A 19,075-nucleotide genomic window follows, 5' to 3' on the forward strand; every position below is an offset into this window, starting at 1 on the left:
GCATGGCACGCAACGCAATGCGCACCGTTTCGCTGCGCACCATCGCGCAACACAGGCTTCGGCTCGGGCTCACCGTGCTCGCGGTCATTTTGGGAACGGCGTTTGTTTCCGGTTCGTTCATGTTCAGCACCTCGCTGTCGAACACGTTCGACGCGGCGGTCAACAACGTCTACCGCGGCGTGGATGTTGGCGTAGGGGACGGCGTAGGGGGCAAGGACGGGGACGGCCCTCCACTTGACGCGAGCATGCGCGACCGACTTGCGCAGGATTCGCTGGTGCGCGAGGTCAACGTGCTGAGCCCGCAACCCGTGGTGATTGCAAACGAGGACGCTGTGGCCTACCAAACACAGGGCGACACCTCAGAGGTGATCGCGTACTACCCGCCGGAGCAGACCGTGGGCGAGGAGAACGCGCTTGTGCAAGGTCGCGCGCCACGCGGCACGGGCGAAGTCCTAGTAAGCGAATCTGCCGTTGAGGACTACGGTATTGGGCTCGGTGATCGGCTTATGCTGGTGCACCCGGAGCATCGCGACACGGTCACCGTCGTGGGGGTGTCCGCACCCGCGTCGCAGCTTGGCGACGACATCACGATCAGCATGGCTGCGCCGGCCTTCCTTGACGTGTACGGCGACCCTGTGCAGCTGAAGCTCTCCGCAGCCGAAGGCACCACGGCAGAGGACCTTGCGCAGCACCTCAGCAGCACTTACGACGTGGAAGCAGAGACCGGCGAGGCGCTTGCGGACGCGGCTCGCGAGGAGATGGCGTTCGCGCTGACAGCGATCCGCTACCTGCTCATTGCCTTCGGCCTGATTGCGTTGCTGGTCGGTACGTTCATCATTGCCAACACGTTCTCTATGATCGTCGCCGAGCGCACCAAGGAGTTTGCGCTGCTGCGTGCGCTGGGGGCCTCGCAGCCGCAGGTCGTCGGCTCGGTGGTGGTGGAATCCGCCATAGTGGGTATCTTCGGCTCGCTGGTTGGTGTTGCTACCGGTATTGGGCTGGTCGCGCTGATCAAAGCAGTCATGGGCACCCAGGGCATGCCGTTTGAGCCTGGCCTTGGGCTTAGCCCCGCGGCCATCATTGTTCCGCTGGTGCTTGGCGTGCTGGTCACGACGCTCTCCGCCTACGCCCCCGCCCGGCGTGCGGGCTCGGTGCAGCCAGTCGAAGCGATGCGTGGTACCGACGCAGATGCGCCCGCTTCGTTGCGTCGCAGGACGATCGCAGGGGTGGTGCTCGCCGTCGTTGGCATTGTGGCGGCAAGCGCCGGGGCGATTATCGACGCCTCGACGACCCCCCGCGTCACCGCCGTCGGTATTGGCGCAGCGTGTCTGATTGTTGGCGTGTACTTGGCGGGCCCGGCACTGTCTTCGGTTGTCGTCCCTGGTCTTGGTAAGGTCGTTGGTGCGCCCTTCGGCGCGATTGGTTCCCTCGCGGGGACAAATACGCACCGTAACCCGCGACGCACTGCCGCGACCGCGTTCGCGCTGATCCTGGGCGTTGCGTTGGTAACGGTCATCGGCATGCTGGGGGCGACGATGAAGGCCTCACTGCAGGACGATATCGCCGACCACATCAGCGCTGACTACGTGCTCACAGGCCCTGTCAAGGGGAACTTCCCGGCACCGAACGACACTGTCGCCATGGTCGAAGACGTGGACGGCATCGATGCGCGTGTGACTGTCGGCGCGGTCCCGGCCACCGTCGGCGGGCAGTCTTCATTGGAGGAGCAAGCCCAGCTGACCATGACGGTCGATGCCGATCCCACCCAGGTGTTCGCCCTCGAGTTGAAAGACGGAGACCAAGACATTGCCGGAGGGTTCCTTGCAGACGAGGAGTTGGCCACCGAGCAAGGCTGGAAGGTTGGCCGTGCATACGAGGTCGCAGGTCCCGTCCCCGGGGTGACAGCGCAGGCGACGCTGCGGGGGATTTACGAGCCGACTGAGGTTGCGACGCGGATCCTGCTCGACGCCGAGGTTGCCAACCAGGTCGCACCACCCGAGGCGCAGCTCGTGCGCATGGTCGGCATCGTGGCTGAGGACGGCGCGGACCGTGACGCGATGCGTGCGGACCTCGAGGCCGCGGTGCGTGACGCGGTGGTGCTCCAGGTGATGACGGGCGACGAGTATGCCGCGCAGCTGGCTGGCACGATCGACCAGATGCTCGCCGTGCTTTACGGGCTGCTCGCGCTGGCCGTGATCATCGCGGTGCTGGGCATCATCAACACGCTGACGCTTGGTGTGATTGAGCGGCGCAAAGAGATCGGCATGCTGCGTGCGGTGGGTACGCAACGTCGACAGGTGCGCACGATGATCACGCTGGAATCGGTGCAGATCGCTGTCTTCGGCGCGTTCGCCGGGGTGGTGCTGGGCCTTGGTTTGGGTGTGGCGTTTATTGCCACGTTGGCAGACGAGGGGTTTGACAGTCCCCAGGTGCCCTGGGCACTTGTGGGCGTGATGCTCGTTGGTTCGGCGTGTGTGGGCGTGATCGCGGCGCTGTGGCCCTCGCAGCACGCGGCGAAAACCCCGCCGCTTGACGCTATCGCTGTGTCGTAGTCGCAGCTGCCGACGTGCGCGTCGTGGACGCGGGGGAGCCCGTGGCGGTCTCGCCCTCGGCCTCCACGTCAGCCAGGCCCAGCTTCTCGATGCGCTCGCGCGGATCCTCCTGCTCAGAGGACACCAGCTGCTGCATCACTTGGCCGCGCTGATTGTCCACCACCGTGATGATCGCGGAGGTGCCCAGCGTGGACCAACCGACGATGCGCTCGCCGTCATCTTCCACGATCCGCGAGGACCGCAGCTCCGTGAGCAGCTGCGTCGTCGACGCCGCCTTCGCCTCGGAATCGAAGAATTGGAACTGTCCGATCTCTGCGCCGGAGCAGTCGTAGGAGCCGCTCACCCCAGTTGCCGAGCACGTATCCAGCTGCGCGAACAGCGACTCCGGCGCCAGCCCCGCGAAGGATTCGGTCACTTCCTGCACTGTCTTGTCTTTCGCAGAAGTGCTTGTCGACGCCCGCGTGCCCGATTCCTTCGACGTGCTCGACGCTGAACTCACGGTGCTCTCAGCGCTCTCAGTGCTCTCCGCCGTGGAACTCGTCGCGCTGCTGGACGGCGCCTCGCTCTGGGACGTCTCGGTCTCTTCCGGTGCCGGTGCTGCTGTAGTGCTCGTCTCGTCGTCCCCGTTCCCGCACGCGGTCAGTGCGAGCGAGGCGGCGAGGAGAGCGGGGACGAGTGTGCGGCGGTGCGTCACGGGTAGGCTCCTTATTTCCTGTGCGTATGGGTAACGATAGTACGTGAGCGCTCGACCTAGGTCAGCTCATCGGGGTCCTGCGCGAGGCTGTAGCGCAGCGCGGCGATGACGTTCGGGGCGACGTTGGGCCCGCCGCGCAGCTCGATCTCGTCCTGGGCAAACATGCCGCGTTCCTCCAGTTCTTCCTCTGTAAGCCGCATCTGTAGGAGGGTCTGCTCGATGTCGTCGTCTCGCAGCACGCCGGAGAAGAGGCGCGCGGGGCGCGGTTGGGAGTCCGGCCCGGCGGAAGTGTCGCGGAAGATGATTTCCTGGGCGAGGACGACGCCCTCGACCAGCTCGGGCCACGCGACGCGCGCGACGTAGTCGGCTAGCTCATCGCTACCGGGGCGGATGTGTTCCGGCAGCTCTTGCACAACCAGGGTGAGGGGGGAGTGGTCGGCGTCGTCGGTGAGTTGAGACAGCTCGTCGATAAGCAACTGCGAGGGGACCAGCGCAAAGAGTGAGGGCGGTGCGTCCCAGCCCTCCGCGTGGACGAACTCCACAGCTTCCGTCATGGCTTTGTTCAGGGCCTGCTGTGAGCTGAAGTGACGCTGCACGGGAACCTTTCTGGCTGTCGAATCGTTGAAACTTTAAGCTAGAAGCTTAATACGCACGTAAAGACTATTTCGAAGGAGCAGGATTGGCTACCCGCGTCAACCAGCCTCAACCCAACGCGAAAAAGTCGAACCGTACGCTGCTGACGGCGGTCATCGTCGTCGGCGCAATTTTTACCCTCGTGCCCATGCTGGTCGGTCTGTACACCGACTTCCTGTGGTTCGGGGAACTCGACTTCCGCGGTGTGTTTAACCGGGTGATTATTGCCCGCATTGTTTTGTTCGTCATTTTTGCGCTGATTGGCGGCGGTGTCGCGTACGCGGCGGCCCTGCTGGCCTGGCGGGGGAGACCGGCGAATGCGCCCACGGCGGATCCGTTCTCGCCGTCCGTGCAGTACCGCGAGACGATTCAGCAGGGCATTCGTTCGCTGCTCTTCGTCGTGCCGCTGGTCGTCGCCGTCCTGTCGGGTCTGGCGGGGCAGCGCATGTGGCGCACGTTCCTGCTGTGGTTTAACGGCTCCGATTTCGGAGTGTCCGACCCGCAGTACGGCAAGGACCTCGGCTTTTACGCGTTCGCGCTGCCGGGTCTTTCCGCCATCGTGGGCACGCTGAGCATGCTGCTTATCGTCGCGTTCCTCATCGCCCTCGTCGCGCACTACCTGCTGGGCGGGATCCGCATTGGCAACCGTACGTCGGGGCAGCGCGGCTTCGTCTCCAAGGCGGCGCGCGTGCAGCTGGCGTTTACTGCCGGTCTGTGGATGCTGCTCAAGGCCGTGAGCTACTGGCTGGAGCGCTACTTCCTGCTCTACGGGCAGAACGACATTTTCACGGGCGCGTCCTATACCTCTATTAACGCGATGCTGCCCGCCAAGATGATCCTCACCGTTATCGCGGTCATCGTCGCCGCGGCGTTCTTCGCGTCGGTGGTGTACAAGGATTTCCGCATCCCGGTGCTGGCCACGGTGCTCATGCTGGTGTCCTCGCTGGTGATCGGCAACGTCTGGCCGGCCCTGCTTGAGCAGTTCTCGGTCAAGCCGAACCGCCAGGCCAAGGAGCGCGAGTACATCGGCCGCAACATCGAGTCCACCCGTTTCGCCTACGGGCTGACGGATGACACGGTGACGTACGAGGACAACTGGGGCTCGGACAACGTCTCCAACAATGAGGTCGCGGACGATTGGTCCACCATCAGCAACATCCGCCTGCTGGACCCGGACGTGCTCTCGCCCACGTTCACCCAGAACCAGCAGCTGCGCAACTTCTACGGCTTCCCGGACCAGCTGGCCATGGACCGCTACCAGGTCGACGGGGAGATGCGCGACTTTGTCGTCGCCGCGCGCGAGATGGATCCGAACGCCCTGCGCGAGAACCAGCGCGACTGGATCAACCGCCACACGGTGTACACGCACGGCAACGGGTTCGTGGCCGCGCAGGCGAACACCGTGGACGAGGCAGCACAGGACGCCGGCTCGACCCGCGGTGGTCTGCCCATTTTTACGGTCTCGGACTTGCAGTCCAACGCGAAGGCGGCGGAGAAGAAGGACGCCGAGGAGCTGGGCATCCGCGTGGACGAGCCCCGCATTTACTACGGCCCCGTGATCTCCAGCGCGGAGGATGGGCTGGACTACGCCATCGTGGGAGACAACGGGCAGGGCCCGGTGGAGTATGACACGGACAACTCCACCTACACCTACGAGGGCGAGGGCGGCGTGAACATTGGCAACTGGTTCAACCGCGCCGCGTACGCGGTGAAGTACCAGGAGCTGAACATGATTCTGTCGGACCGCGTCGGCGGCAACTCCAAGCTGCTCTACGACCGCGACCCGCGCGAGCGTGTGGAGAAGGTCGCGCCGTGGCTGACCACGGACTCGAAGACCTACCCCGCAGTGATTGACGGGCGGGTGAAGTGGATCGTGGACGGCTACACCACGCTGTCGCAGTTGCCGTACTCCACGAACACGTCATTGCAGGACACCACACAGGACGCGCTGAACCCGGACGGGACCACACAACGCCTGGTGAACAACAACCTGGGCTACATCCGTAACTCGGTGAAGGCGACGGTGGACGCGTACGACGGCTCTGTTGACCTCTACCAGTTTGACGAGGAAGACCCGGTGCTCAAGGCCTGGATGGGCGTGTTCCCGGATACGGTGCGCCCGCACAGCGAGATCAGCGATGATCTACGCGAGCACCTCCGCTACCCGGAGGACCTATTCAAGGTCCAGCGTGAGCTGCTGGCGCGCTACCACGTGGACGACCCGGGCGTGTTCTTCAACAACGACGCCTTCTGGTCCGTGCCCAACGATCCGACCGCGCCGGAGGGCCGCCAGGAGCTGAACCAGCCGCCGTACTACGTCGTGGCCGCTGACCCGGAGACCAACGAGTCCTCCTTCCAGCTGATCACCCCGTACCGCGGCCTGAACCGCGAGTTCTTGTCGGCGCACATGTCGGTGTCCTCGGACCCGGAAACGTACGGCAAGATCACGGTCCGCGTCCTGCCCACGAACACGCAGACCCAGGGCCCGAAGCAGGCGCAGGACGCGCTGATGTCCTCCGACCAGGTCGCGCGTGATCGTACGCTGTGGGAGGGCTCGAACGACCTGAAGAACGGTAACCTGCTCACCCTGCCGGTGGGCGGCGGCGAGATCCTCTACGTCGAACCGATCTACTCCCAGCGCAAGGACCAGGAGTCCGCGTTCCCGAAGCTGCTGCGCGTGCTCGTGTTCTACCGCGGCCAGGTGGGCTACGCGCCGACGATCTCGCAGGCCCTGAAGCAGGTGGGCATTGATTCAAAGGCTGCGCAGGACATCGAGCTTGTCGACGAAGGCGCGTCCGACAACCAGGACGCCGAGGCCCCCGCCGAGCAGCCGAAGGATGGCGACAGCGAGGCGCCTGCCCCGGGCAACAAGGACGAGGCGATGCAGGGCATCAACGACGCCCTGCGCAACCTCGAGGGCGCCCGCGATGGCTCCTTCGAGGAGTACGGCCGAGCCCTCGACGAGCTGGACCGCGCCGTGGAGGCGTACCAGAGCGCGCAGTAGGCGCTTACCCTAGCGGGTTGCGGACCAGGAGCCGGTCGATCTGCTCACGCAGATCCTCCGGTGCCGGGCGAAGAAAATCGCCGGGCTTCTCCTGGTCCGCTTCGTCGTACTCGGGGCCCGGCCCGCCCGAATCCACCATGGCCGCCTCCGTAAGGTCGAGCAGCCTGCCCAGGCGTGCCAGGTTGAGTTGGTACGCGCCGTCCAGCGCTGGCACGTCCACGTCGCGGACCCAGCCGGTCTCTTTGAACAGTGGGATGTGCGTGGCGACGATGTTCGCCCTGGCGAACCCGCCCTTCGCCCCCGGAGGCCCGAGTCGGGTAATGAGTCCGGTGCGGCCGGGGCGGATCGTTCCGTCGAGTTCGAGCGTCGACTCTTCGGAATCGTCGGCGAGGAAAGCGAGGGTGCCGAGGATGTTCCGCTCCTTTGGTAGGAGCGAGGGGATCTCAACACAGTAGATTGCGGCTCGAAGTAATTCTCCCAAGGGCGCCTCCTGACGTCGTGTGACTGGATGGAGCGCAATTGTATCGCCCGGCCCGGGCACGGCACCGGGTCGGTTCGAACTGGTGAACGAACATGAGCGTGGTGGGCGTACGTTGGGCAAGCCGTATGAATCTCACGATTATGGGTTCTGCCCAGGGGATTTGGCCTTTGGTAAAGCGATCAGTATAGTTACTTCACGTTGCCAATACGGCAGCAGGTGAAAAGAAAATATCACCCGACGCGGGGTGGAGCAGCTCGGTAGCTCGCTGGGCTCATAACCCAGAGGTCGTAGGTTCGAATCCTGCCCCCGCTACCAACTTCCAAGCCCCTACCAGCGGAAACGCTGGTAGGGGTGTTCTTTGTTTTGTGTTGAAATCGGCATTTGGTGCACTAGATGGTGTACTAGAGCCAGAATCCTGCACCCGATGAGGCATCAGCGCTCCAGCAAAGCGGTGCGGGTTTCGCGGTTGTATGCGAGGGCGACTGCAACGAGGAACGCCACGGGAGCCGACAGTTCGGGGGAGATCTGTCTGTGTGTCGGGGGGACACCGCTCAACCGTGGCGTTCGAGATGGGTATTACACGACTCGCGTCCTCTCGCATGTCGAGAGATGAAAGTGCACGTTTTCCGGTATCGCTAACCTGTGAGTTATGTTGCGGTTTGCATGATATAAGTCGATTTCATACACCTTTATCCTACGGTAGTGCGAGCATAGATGCGCTGTGACTGTTACTTTCCTGCACGAGGATCTCACGTTTGCGAAAGACACGTCCGACGCGCATGCGGAATTAATGCTCGGCATACTCGGTAGCTTTGCGGAGTTTGAGCGGGCCATTATTCGTGAGCGCCAGGCGGAGGGTATCGCGCCGGCGAAAAAGGGCTGGCAAGTACAAGGGCCGTAAGCCCGCACTAAGCCCGGGCCAGATAGTGGAGTTTAAGCAGTGCGTGCTGGCGGGGGTCGAAAGCCGCACTAGCGCGGGAATTCGGAGTCACCCGGCCTACCCCGTGTATCGGGCACTGGAAAACGCCTAAAGCGGCGCAAGGTGGGGGTAAATATGCGCAGACGTTGAAACTGCCACATGTTAGAACATATGTCACACCATATGCCTTTCCGTATAGTTCCGACCTGACTTGGCTCACTGTGGTGTGACCGACTTAACTCTTGACGCGTAGACCTGCTGGTTTGGTGTTGGGGTTGGGTATTTTTCCGCACTAAGGGGTGGGGTGTGGGGCGGACGGTAGTGTGATCTTTTGTGAGCCCGTCTATCCGTACTGTGCCGACTGCTTCTGGGGCTACAGCTGTCCAGGTAGTCACGAGCGAACACGCGGGCAATCGGATGTCGAAATCCGATCTCAAGGCGCGACCAATTTATGCCCGAACCGAGGGCCCGATTAATGCGCACCTCAATATCGTCATGGCAACACTCGCAGTAAGTCGAATGATGGAATCAGCAACCGGACGAAGCATTAAACGACTCGTGCGAACTTTCAAAAAGTATCGCAGTTTTGAACTCAGAGTCGAAGACACAACAATCCACGCGGCCACGCCACTACCAGCCGAAGTGCAAAACCTCGTCCACGCCATCACCGAACCCTGACTTCCGCACCAAAATGATCCAACTCAGGAGAAGCGCACGCGGATTAACCTACGCCGGCCAGCAGAATTTCTACGAACTCCTTGCGCTTTTCTACATGGAAGTTGTGGCCCGAGTCAGCCTCGACTTTAACGGCACCGGCGGGAAGAGAATCCATGGCCCTGGCGGCGTCCTCATCACTGGCCGCAGCTTGAAGGACTTCCCCGTCGTATCGCGCTTGACAATGAATATAGGTAACTGGCGCTTGAATCGCCGCAAGTGTTGCTTCTTGATCAAACCCTTCGTTCCAGAGACCCGTAAAGAAGGCATCACCAAACGCTGGGTCATAATCCATGATGTACACCTGTGCCTCATTCATCTCGGGAGGCATGGTCCACAGAGCTATCGGGGCGCCCGGATGCCGAGAGTGATATGCGAGTCCATCACCGATGAACCCCTGAGCAGAGTCCCCAAAGTATTGCCACATTTTTTGGTTGCGCCACTGATAAGCCTGCCAGTCGGTCTCTCCTGAAGACAAGAACTCATGAGTGCTGACAGCTAGGTCCTGATAATTCCACGTATTGCGCGCCTCAGGCAGCTCTGTGGCAAATAGCGGCGGATCTTCTAACACCAGGAAGCTAACCAGTTCTGGATGACGCGCAGCAATCAACGCGGCCAATTGACCCCCAGACGAATGCCCACTTAATACGACGGGTTGGCCAATTGTCTCTATATAACGAGATAGGACGTCTGCGACCTCCACCGCTCGATAAGATTCAAGGCGATCAGACTTGCCATGCCCTGGAACGTCGATGGCATACACTTGGCGGTCCTTGCTGAGGTCACGTAAAGCGTAACCGTACTGGCGCCATCCGCTCGCTTGACCATGGATAAGGACAATAGGGGAACCGTCCCTTGGCTCGCTTACCCCTACATTGAGCTTCACATGATCCACGCTCACCCGGTGCTCTTGATAGCCAGCCTTTTCCAGGGATCTCACAAGACGCGAGTGATACGTGGTTGTGTACCATGCCCAACCGCCAGCACCGGCTGCCGCAAGTGCAACGATTGCCGTCACGATAAGTCCCGCCACCTTCAGGACCCTTTTCCCGACCAGGGCCATGAGCTATCACCTTACCAATAAATCTGTATGAAGCGTCCTGGGTTAAGTTCCGCTTCTTTTACGGCCCTGTGTTGATGGACTCGGTGAGATAGTACTCGGTTTCTATTTCCTGTGGGGTGGCGTAGTCCAATGCTTCGTGAAGCCGCTTGGTGTTCCACCAATGCACCCACCGCAAGGTGGCCAGTTCGACTTCTCCGACCGACGTCCACGGGCCCTGGGCATGAATGAGTTCCGCCTTGTAGAGACCGTTGACGGTCTCCGCCAATGCATTGTCATAGGAGTCGCCGGCTGTTCCCACACTCGGGCGGATTCCCGACTCAGCTAGCGCAGTGGAATACTTCAGTGACACATACTGGCTGCCCCGATCGCTATGGTGAATGAGCTGGTTTCCATGAATTCGCCCTGCAGTCGTTAACGCATGCTCCAAAGCCTCCATCGGCAGCGCATCGGTACGCATCGTCGAGCGTGTAGCAACACCAACAATTTTTCGGCTGAATACATCCACAACCAACGCGGTAAAGGCGAATCCTGACAGGGTGCGAACTTAGGTAATGTCGGCAACCCAAAGCCTGCCTGGCGCTTGTGCACGAAAGTCTCGCTGCACTAGGTCCGGGCGATGATCCGGTGTCTTCGGGTTAATCGTTGTCACAGGGGTTCGTCCACGTCTGCGGCCGGAAACACCTGCGAGTTTCATCAACCGGGCAGTCTTATCGCGGCCAATATGAAAGCCTTCACGGTTCATCGCATGTCACATTTTGCGGATGCCGTAGACCGAGAAATTCTCCGCATGCACACGCTGTATCTCTTCGGATGAGCAGGCTATCGCTTAAGGCCCTTGCACTGGGAACACCAGTGGTCACCTTGCGGTAGCCGCGTGAAGTAATGAATCCACGATCTGCATGTTTTAGGACTCGGCAGATGGCCCAGGCCCCAAACTAATCTTTGTACGCGTCGATGTAGGAGATCATTTGGTCGTGGGTCGGTCGAGTTCCGCTGCGAAAAAAGCCGAAGCAGTCTTGAGGATTCCGTTTGCTCGTTTCAGCTCACGGTTTTCGCGGCGCAGACGCCCCAAGCACTTCTTCCATTGTTTCGCCGCCTGAAGCGTCAGAATTATCGCGTACTGAAGCGCTGTTACGGTACCAAGCCCGCAACGTGTGGTGGGATACTCCAAGCAGCTCACCGACCTCCGTGTAGGCGCGTTGCAGCGAGCAAGACTCCAGTCGGACCATTTCGATGATCTGATGGACCGCCTTCTCCTTGAACTCAACGGAATACTTTCTAGGCATAGTGCCTAATCCTTCCTTAGCAGAGGTAGGAACTAAACCCAGGACGCTTCATTTTGCACGAAAAATTGGCGATGCCCACGAAATAGACCATCCTGGTTCTCCTGAAGCTGGGACACACATGGATCAAACAAACAATGCCATTGGTCGAGACATTGGATTACGACACGAAGGAGATGAAGCGGGTGCCATCAATGAATGTCATGCGTAGGCTAAAAACGGTGGTCTGATCAAGATAAACTGATTGGTAAGGAATTTGTTGTGAAAGAAAGAACGATCATTCCGGGAATACTTTTTGGAATTGTCTCAGGCGTCGCAACCCTTTATGGCGGAGTGCTCCTGTCCACATGGCTTCCAATACCTTTCGTCTTCTATGGGCTACTTCTACCTTCATTGGTGGTGTTGGGAGTTTTAGCCATATCTGTCTACATGTTGAAAAAGGATCGCCTTAGCGACCGATCATGGCGTGCTTTTGCCTTCACATTCGTCACGGCTTTCGTCGTACCAGCGTTTTTATGGGTGAGCACCATTTCTGGCTATGGAAACTTCGCATAGCCTATAGATATGGAACCGCTGTGCTGCGCGGTGAGACATATCCAACACCCCGTGCGCTGGGGAACGCCTCACAACCGGTCTACGCTGGTGAGTAGGGAAAGACCAGTACTTTTCCGCCGCACGAGCTACTTCGAGTCGAAAAGAGCACGACCATGAGCATCGAGACCTACGCAGACATCGCCATGATTGTCATCTTCATTATCGCCACGGTCGTGTACCTCAAGTACGGCGGTAATGAGTACAGCTACGACGCGAACGGCAAGCTGGTCCGCGAACCCGCCCCGGAACCCGCTCCGCAGCCAAAGGCGGCCTAGCCCGCCGCTGCGTGGAATATAAGTCGTTGAAACGGCCCACGGTTGGGAGTCGTGGGGCTAACCTGCTGCTATGGAAGACACACCACTTATAGAATCCCGCGGGATCGACATCGTCCCTGAATCTGAACGCACCGCGAAACCCTCCGACCTCTTTTGGCCGTGGTTCGCGGCAAATATTTCCGTCTTCGGTATCTCGTACGGCTCGTTCATCCTTTGGTTCGGCATCTCGTTCTGGCAGGCGGCTCTCGTCACCGCAGTCGGGGTGACATTCTCGTTTTTCCTCTGCGGTCTTATCGCGGTTGCGGGCAAGCGAGGCTCCGCGCCAACGATGGTCCTCTCGCGTGCCGCGTTCGGCGTGCACGGACAGAAGGTGCCCGGCATCATCTCCTGGCTCACCTCCATCGGGTGGGAGACGTTCCTTTCCATCATGGCGGTGCTTGCTACGAACACCGTGCTGCGGCAGCTCGGTGCGGACCCGGGCACGGCTGTCACCGTCATCGCCACCGTCATCGTCGCGGCCCTTATCGTGGCGGCTTCTGTCCTCGGCTACCACACCATCATTCGGATGCAGTCCGTGCTCACTTGGCTCACCGGCGCGGTCACCATCATCTACGCGGTGCTCGCCATCCCGCACATCGACCTGGACGCCATCCGCGCTATTCCGGCCGGGCCCGCAAGCGCCGTGGTTGGTGCGCTCGTGATGGCGATGACCGGCTTCGGCCTGGGCTGGATCAACATCGCCGCAGACTGGTCGCGCTACCAGCGCCGCGACACCTCCGACGGCGCGATCATCTTCTGGAACACGTTCGGCGGTTCCGTCGCCACGGTGGTGCTCATCGTCTTCGGCCTCCTGCTCGCGGGCTCGGATGCATCGCTTGCCGACGCCATCGCGCAGGACCCCATCGGCGCACTCGCCGTCATCTTGCCCACCTGGGTGCTGGTCCCGTTCCTGATCACGGCGGTGCTGGCCCTCGTATCCGGCGCGGTGCTCGGTATCTACTCGTCGGGCCTGACGCTGCTCACGCTTGGCATCAACATTCCGCGCCCGGCGGCCGCGGCGGTCGACGGCGTGATCCTGACCGTCGGCACGATTTGGGTCGTCTTCTTCGCCCAGGACTTCCTCGGCCCGTTCCAGTCGTTCCTCATTACCCTGGGCGTGCCGCTGGCGAGCTGGGCGGGCATCCTCATCGCGGACATTTATAGCCGGAAGCAGGACTACGACGAGGCCGCGCTCTACGATCCAGCGGGGCGTTACGGCGGGGTGGATGTGGCGTCGATAAGCATTCTGACGATTGCTTCGATCCTGGGGTGGGGGCTGGTGGCCAACGCGTTCGCGGAGGAGGCGGCGTGGAATAACTGGCAGGGATACCTGCTCCCCCTGGTGGGGGAGCAGTGGGCTGATGCGAACCTGGGCGTGCTTGTGGCGCTGGTGTTCTCGCTGGTCGCGGCGTGGGTGGTGCGCCGCGGGCGAGTGCGCGCGCAGGAGCGCTAGTCCGCGCGCAGGTAGACCTGGGAGCCTTCCTCCCGGAACTTCTCCGCCATCTGCTCCTCGCCGACCGCGAGCGTCGGGATGCCGAGGTTTTGGATGGTCTGCTGCGTGTCAGCGTCCAGGACGGCGTCGATCTTGTCGCCGAATTCGTCGCGGATGTCCTGAGAGATGCGCATGGAGCAGAACTTCGGGCCGCACATGGAGCAGAAGTGCGCGGTCTTCGCGGGCTCGGCAGGCAGGGTCTCGTCGTGGTAGGCCTGCGCGGTGTCCGGGTCCAGGGAGAGCGCGAACTGGTCCTCCCAGCGGAACTCGAAGCGGGCCTTGCTCATCGCGTCGTCCCAGTCGCTCGCGCCCGGGTGGCCCTTTGCCACGTCGGCGGCGTGCGCGGCGACCTTGTAGGTGATCACGCCGGTCTTCACGTCGTCCTTGTTGGGTAGGCCGAGGTGCTCCTTCGGGGTGACGTAGCAGAGCATCGCGGTGCCGCCGGCGGCGATGTTTGCCGCGCCGATTGCGGAGGTGATGTGGTCGTAACCGGGCGCGATGTCGGTGACCAGGGGGCCAAGCGTGTAGAAGGGGGCGCCGCCGCACCACTCTTCTTCCTTCTCGTTGTTGAGCTGGATCTTGTTCAGGGGCACGTGGCCCGGGCCCTCGATCATGACCTGGACGTCGTAGTCCCAGGCGCGCTTGCATAGCTCGCCGATGGTCTTGAGCTCGGCGAATTGGGCGGCGTCGTTGGCGTCGGCGATGGAACCGGGGCGGAGGCCGTCGCCAAGCGAGAAGGCGACGTCGTACTGAGCGAAGATCTCGCAGAGCTCGTCGAAGTTCTCGTAGAGGAAGCTCTCCTTGTGGTGCGCCAGGCACCAGCCGGCCATGATCGACCCGCCGCGGGAAACGATGCCGGTCACGCGCTTCGAGGTCAGCGGCACGAAGGGGAGACGCACGCCGGCGTGGATGGTCATGTAATCCACGCCCTGCTCGCACTGCTCGATGACCGTGTCGCGGAAGATCTCCCAGGTCAGGTCCTCGGCCACACCATTGACCTTCTCCAGCGCCTGGTAGATCGGGACGGTGCCGATCGGGACGGGGGAGTTGCGCAGGATCCACTCGCGGGTGGTGTGAATATCATTGCCCGTGGACAGGTCCATCACTGTGTCGGCACCCCAGCGGGTGGCCCAGCGCAGCTTGTCCACCTCCTCGCGGATGGACGAGGTGACCGCGGAGTTGCCAATGTTGGCGTTGATCTTGGTCAAAAACGCGTTGCCGATGATCATCGGCTCGCTCTCCGGGTGATTAATGTTGTTCGGAATGATCGCCTTGCCTGCGGCGACTTGCTCGCGGACCTTCTCCACGTCGCAGTGCTCGCGCAGCGCCACGAACTCCATCTCCGGGGTGATCTCCCCGCGGCGGGCGTAGGCCATCTGCGTGACGCGCTTGCCTTCCTTTGCGCGCAGCGGCGCGCGCCTGGCGCCTCGCCACTCCTCGGAGGCGGCACCGCGCTTGGCGGCCCGGGTGCCGTCGTCAAGCAAATTGCGCTGGCGTCCTTCGTACTCCGCAACGTCACCGCGGGCGGCGATCCACTCGCTGCGCAGCGCGGGCAGGCCCTCTTCCGGCTCGGCCCAGGGGCCGCGGGTGCGGTAGAGCTTTACAGGCTCGTTCGGGCCGGTGGGGGAGTCATCCAACTGGACCGCGGTCTCCGGGACCTCGAGGCCGTTCTTACGCAGCGGTGCGTAGCTGTGCTTGCGGTGGATTTCTTGAGCGTAGGCGTCAGTCATGACACTCCTTCAACTTCCTTCGCCGGTGCTAACCGGACAGGTTCGGACGGTGCCCGCGCGGCATGTAGCGCGATCTCAGCCCCTACCTTGGGGCGCCCGTGTGAGATTGCGTCATCGAGTGTAGCGGCTTACAGGACTGCTCCGCCATTGAGGTAGTTCACGTACCGAACTGCGTCATCCTTCGAGTAGAGGTAGCGGAAATCCGGATCGCTCGGGTCCTCGTCCGCGTTGCGGGGTGCGAGGCCCACGTTTTCGGGTGGAAGCGGTGCATCGCACCACCCGCCACCGGGGTTGTAGAAGCCAACAACGTATCCACGGCAGTGCGTGCCGTGCGGGTAGGCATCCATGGTTTGTGTGACCCACATGATTGACCTTCCTTTTAATGTGTTCACACCTCAGAAGACCCGTCTTACCTGCTGTTTATCAGCGAATCTCCAAAAATGGGACCCGTTCGAGTGGTGTAGCCAAACGGCTCGACGTGCACGATCGTCTCGGCTGCGCCGAGGGCATTTGCAATGCCGGCTTCGATCTCGTCGGCGTGGGCGTGCGCGTACGACACCGTCCACTCGCCCGGCACCTGCATGACCAGGCTAATGAGCCGCTCGCGACCAAATGCAGCGGTGCGCACTGAGGTAAACGCAACCCCGTTGTCCTCGGCAAACGTGTCTAGGAAACTATTGACCTTGGCCAGCTCCTCTTCCGGCAGGGCCTCCGAGAGCAGGCTCAGGATGGCGCTGCGCAGGAGCTTGTAGCCAGTGAGGAGGATGTTTGCGCCAACCAGCAGCGCGACGATCGGGTCGAGGACCTGCCAGCCGGTCAGCGCCACGAGCGCCATGCCGACAATCACGCCCACGGTGGTCCACACGTCCGTGAGCAGGTGTTTCCCGTCCGCCTCCAGGGTCGCCGAGCGGTAGCGCTTCCCGCCGCGGACGAGCGCGTACCCGGCGGCGGCGTTGAGCACGGCGGCGATGACGGAGAACAGTAATCCCACGCCGAGCTGCTCCACCGGCTGCGGAGTGATCAGCCGTTCCACGCCGGTGTAGATGATGGCCACGGCCGCGACGAGGATGAGCGAGCCCTCCACCTGGGCGGAAAAATATTCAGCCTTGGAGTGCCCGAAGTTGTGGTTCGCGTCCGCCGGCTTCGCGGACAGCTTGAGCGCCCACAGGCCGACGACGGCGGCCACGAAGTTGATCACGGTCTCGATCGCGTCCGACATGAAGCCGACGGAGCCGGTGACCCAGGCAGCGACCATCTTGAGCATGATGGTGAGCAGGGATACCGCGATGGAAAGCCACATGAAGCGTTCCAGGATCTTTTGCTCTTTTTGGAGTGAAGGGGGCAATTCAGGCATGCGAGTGTCCTCCCACAATTGGGGCGCTTCGGCGCCGTGCGTGCAACGGTCCGAAGGTCTCGCTCACTCCAAACCGGAGCCGGTTGCCCGGGCGCGTGCGCCAGTATGTCGAACAACCGATTGCGGGCTACTCCCCTTCAACGGAGAGAGAGTGTAGCAGGGCGGCGATAAGCAAGTGCCCTACAATGGTCACCGATTTGAGTTCCCAACGATTGGAAAACACCATGGCACGCAAGCGTGGCCTTCAAACTGATCCGGTGATCTTCGGGGCATCGCTCGGCTTCATCGTCGTCTTCGTGGCGGCGACGCTGGCGTTCGGTGATCGCGCCCGCCAGCTCTACAGCTCGATCTCCGGGTTCCTGATGGACAATTTCTCCTGGATGTACATCGGCGGCATCTCCGCGGTGTTCATCTTCCTCATCGTCATTTTCGTCTCCCGCTTTGGCAACATGCGGCTTGGCGACGACGAAGACGAGCCCGAATACAGCTACCCAGTCTGGTTCGCCATGCTCTTCGCCGCCGGCATGGGCGCGACGCTCATGTTCTGGGGCGCCGCGGAGCCGCTGAACCACGCGTACAACCCGCCGCGCGGCGATATGGAACCGATGAGCCGCGAGGCGATCGTGCAGGCCTTCGAGTTCACGTACTACCACTTTGGCATCCACATGTGGGTGATCTTCACCCTGCCCGGCCTGGCCATCGGGTACTTCGTGTACAAGCGCAAGATGCCGGCGCGCATGTCGTCGATGTTCGCTCCGCTGCTCGGCGGTCGGGTTTACGAGACGCCGGGCAAGCTTCTCGACGCCCTGGGGATCATCGGTACCATCTTCGGCCTCGGCGTCTCTGTGGGCCTTGGTGTCCTGCAGATCTCCGCTGGCCTCAACATCCTGTGGGGCGTGCCGCTCATTACGCCGGTGCAGCTGGGCATCATCCTGTTCATCACCATCGCGGCGTGCCTGTCCGTGGCCACCGGCCTGGACAAGGGCGTGAAGTTCCTGTCCAACCTGAACATCGGCGCGACGATCTTCCTCATGCTCTTCGTGCTCGTCTCCGGCCCGACGCTGGCGCTGATGGGGCAGATCACGGAGTCTTTTGGCATCTACGGCAACTCGCTGCCCGAGCTGATGTTCTGGGTGGACTCCTACAACGACAACCCGGGCTGGCACGCCACCTGGACCGCCTTCTACTGGGCCTGGACGATCTGCTGGTCCCCGTTCGTGGGCATGTTCTTCGCACGCATCTCGCGCGGCCGCACCGTCCGTGAGTTCATCGGCGGCACTATCCTGCTGCCGACGGTGTTCGACCTGATCTGGTTCTCCATCTTCGGCCGCGCCGCGATGGAGATGGAGGCCGAAGACCCGGGTGTGCTGACCAAACCCGTGGTGGAGGACGGCGACACGCCGCGCGCTCTGTTCTCGCTGCTGGCGGAGTACCCGCTGTATGCGGTGACCGGCGCGGTCGCCCTGTTTGTCATCGTGATGTACTTTGTCACCTCTATGGACTCCGCCGCGCTGGTGGTGGACATGTTTGCCACCGGCGAGGAGAACAAGTCCCCGGTGTTCTACCGGGTTGGCTGGGTTATCGCCGTCGGCCTGGTGACCGGCGCGCTGCTGTTTATCAATGACTCCGGCATCCAAGCCCTCCAGGAGGTGGTGATCATCATCGCCTTCCCGTTCTTTATTACGTACTTCATCATGATGTGGTCGCTGGTCAAGGCGATGACGGACGACTCCGCCGCCGCCCGCCGCTACCGCTCCCGCCAGTGGGAGAAGACCGACACCGCGGAGAAGCTCGAGGAGGGCGAGAACAAGCCCGCGCCGGGCTACGACGCCGAGGGTAACCCCGTCGACCGTCCCGAGTTTGAGTACGACGCGGAGGAGGGGACCTGGCGCCTCGAAGAGTCGCTCATCCTCGGCGAGGACGTGCAGGTCTCCGGAGACGGCGAGCCGAAGGCCGGTTCCAAGGTCAACTGGGTAGAGCAGGAGGACCCGAAGTAGGCGCGATCGGCGCCGAAGGCTGAGAAAACTGCGCAATGCGTAGTTTTCTCAGCCTTTTTCGTGTCGTGAGTGGGGAACAGGAGTTTGGGTCCCGCCGCGCATTCGAACATATGCTGAGGAAACTGCGCATTGCGTAGTTTCTGTGAGTCTGCCGAGCTGGGGACAGCTTCTCGACGCCCACATCTCCGGTTGTTATAGCACATAACAGCAGGTAAACGGCGTGTTCGGGTGGGGTGCTACCGTGTTGCATA

14 protein-coding genes, 1 tRNA gene, 3 pseudogenes and 1 riboswitch are annotated in these 19,075 nt (G+C 61.9%); of the genes and pseudogenes, 10 read left to right on the plus strand and 8 right to left on the minus strand.

Annotated elements, in window-relative coordinates:
• The first annotated feature begins 2 nt into the window (after positions 1–2).
• Entirely contained in the window at positions 3–2,552 is a 2,550-nt protein-coding gene (locus FPH17_RS10175) for an ABC transporter permease (protein ID WP_154880327.1), read from the plus strand.
• Here FPH17_RS10175 and FPH17_RS10180 read toward each other — a convergent pair.
• Positions 2,536–3,246 carry a hypothetical protein gene (locus tag FPH17_RS10180; protein ID WP_244288103.1) on the minus strand — a complete coding sequence of 237 codons (711 nt, stop codon included), beginning with the start codon at positions 3,244–3,246 and terminating at the stop codon, positions 2,536–2,538. The two genes, FPH17_RS10175 and FPH17_RS10180, sit on opposite strands and share 17 nt — an antisense overlap.
• 56 nt (positions 3,247–3,302) lie before the next feature.
• A complete protein-coding gene (locus FPH17_RS10185) occupies positions 3,303–3,800 on the minus strand; it encodes a PPA1309 family protein (RefSeq protein WP_154880365.1) in 498 nt (165 codons plus the stop codon).
• A 179-nt stretch (positions 3,801–3,979) separates the two neighbouring features.
• Here FPH17_RS10185 and FPH17_RS10190 point away from each other — a divergent pair, with 179 nt between their 5' ends.
• On the plus strand, positions 3,980–6,883 hold the full coding sequence (locus FPH17_RS10190) for a UPF0182 family protein (protein WP_238397201.1): 2,904 nt from the start codon (positions 3,980–3,982) through the stop codon (positions 6,881–6,883).
• 4 nt (positions 6,884–6,887) lie between these two features.
• On the opposite strand, the gene FPH17_RS10195 is transcribed toward FPH17_RS10190, so the two are convergent.
• A complete protein-coding gene (locus tag FPH17_RS10195) occupies positions 6,888–7,364 on the minus strand; it encodes a hypothetical protein (protein ID WP_154880333.1) in 477 nt (158 codons plus the stop codon).
• A gap of 238 nt (positions 7,365–7,602) precedes the next feature.
• On the opposite strand from FPH17_RS10195, the gene FPH17_RS10200 reads away from it, so the two are divergent.
• The 3 genes and pseudogenes from FPH17_RS10200 to FPH17_RS12255 all read left to right on the plus strand — a co-directional run.
• Positions 7,603–7,679 (plus strand) — tRNA-Met (locus FPH17_RS10200).
• Between the two features lie 406 nt (positions 7,680–8,085).
• Positions 8,086–8,395 (plus strand): annotated as a pseudogene (locus tag FPH17_RS12160) (recombinase family protein); the annotation flags it as partial.
• Positions 8,396–8,697: 302 nt separating this feature from the next.
• Positions 8,698–8,961, plus strand: a pseudogene (locus FPH17_RS12255) (IS1634 family transposase); the annotation flags it as partial.
• A gap of 43 nt (positions 8,962–9,004) precedes the next feature.
• On the opposite strand, the gene FPH17_RS10210 reads toward FPH17_RS12255, so the two are convergent.
• Together FPH17_RS10210 and FPH17_RS10215 are read right to left on the minus strand one after the other, a co-directional pair.
• Positions 9,005–10,060: an alpha/beta fold hydrolase gene (locus tag FPH17_RS10210; RefSeq protein ID WP_154880335.1), complete on the minus strand. Its 1,056-nt coding sequence runs from the start codon at positions 10,058–10,060 to the stop codon at positions 9,005–9,007.
• Between the two features lie 58 nt (positions 10,061–10,118).
• A pseudogene (locus FPH17_RS10215) lies at positions 10,119–11,346 on the minus strand (IS3 family transposase).
• A 1-nt stretch (position 11,347) separates the two neighbouring features.
• Between FPH17_RS10215 and FPH17_RS12260 the strand changes: the two are divergent.
• The 4 genes from FPH17_RS12260 to FPH17_RS10225 all read left to right on the plus strand — a co-directional run bounded on the left by FPH17_RS12260 (position 11,348) and on the right by FPH17_RS10225 (position 13,704).
• On the plus strand, positions 11,348–11,554 hold the full coding sequence (locus tag FPH17_RS12260) for a DUF6973 domain-containing protein (RefSeq protein WP_414437221.1): 207 nt from the start codon (positions 11,348–11,350) through the stop codon (positions 11,552–11,554).
• A 50-nt stretch (positions 11,555–11,604) separates the two neighbouring features.
• Entirely contained in the window at positions 11,605–11,898 is a 294-nt protein-coding gene (locus tag FPH17_RS10220; protein WP_154880337.1) for a hypothetical protein, read from the plus strand.
• Between the two features lie 152 nt (positions 11,899–12,050).
• Positions 12,051–12,212 carry a hypothetical protein gene (locus tag FPH17_RS11955; protein WP_158221641.1) on the plus strand — a complete coding sequence of 54 codons (162 nt, stop codon included), beginning with the start codon at positions 12,051–12,053 and terminating at the stop codon, positions 12,210–12,212.
• Between the two features lie 70 nt (positions 12,213–12,282).
• Complete coding sequence (locus FPH17_RS10225) at positions 12,283–13,704, plus strand: purine-cytosine permease family protein (RefSeq protein ID WP_154880339.1); 1,422 nt, start codon at positions 12,283–12,285, stop codon at positions 13,702–13,704.
• On the opposite strand, the gene thiC is transcribed toward FPH17_RS10225, so the two are convergent.
• The 3 genes from thiC to FPH17_RS10240 form a co-directional block, all read right to left on the minus strand.
• Complete coding sequence (thiC, locus tag FPH17_RS10230) at positions 13,701–15,473, minus strand: phosphomethylpyrimidine synthase ThiC (protein ID WP_154880341.1); 1,773 nt, start codon at positions 15,471–15,473, stop codon at positions 13,701–13,703. The two genes, FPH17_RS10225 and thiC, sit on opposite strands and share 4 nt — an antisense overlap.
• Positions 15,471–15,583: riboswitch (TPP riboswitch) on the minus strand. (Overlaps the previous gene by 3 nt.)
• Before the next feature lie 18 nt (positions 15,584–15,601).
• Complete coding sequence (locus FPH17_RS10235) at positions 15,602–15,838, minus strand: hypothetical protein (RefSeq protein WP_154880343.1); 237 nt, start codon at positions 15,836–15,838, stop codon at positions 15,602–15,604.
• A 44-nt stretch (positions 15,839–15,882) separates the two neighbouring features.
• Positions 15,883–16,827, minus strand: a complete 945-nt coding sequence (locus FPH17_RS10240; RefSeq protein ID WP_154880345.1) for a cation diffusion facilitator family transporter — start codon at positions 16,825–16,827, stop codon at positions 15,883–15,885.
• Positions 16,828–17,051: 224 nt separating this feature from the next.
• Here FPH17_RS10240 and FPH17_RS10245 point away from each other — a divergent pair, with 224 nt between their 5' ends.
• On the plus strand, positions 17,052–18,824 hold the full coding sequence (locus tag FPH17_RS10245) for a BCCT family transporter (RefSeq protein WP_167496816.1): 1,773 nt from the start codon (positions 17,052–17,054) through the stop codon (positions 18,822–18,824).
• Positions 18,825–19,075: the final 251 nt, after the last annotated feature.

The organism is Corynebacterium gottingense, from assembly GCF_007559235.1.
In the GTDB taxonomy this organism is placed as follows: Bacteria; Actinomycetota; Actinomycetes; order Mycobacteriales; family Mycobacteriaceae; genus Corynebacterium; species Corynebacterium gottingense.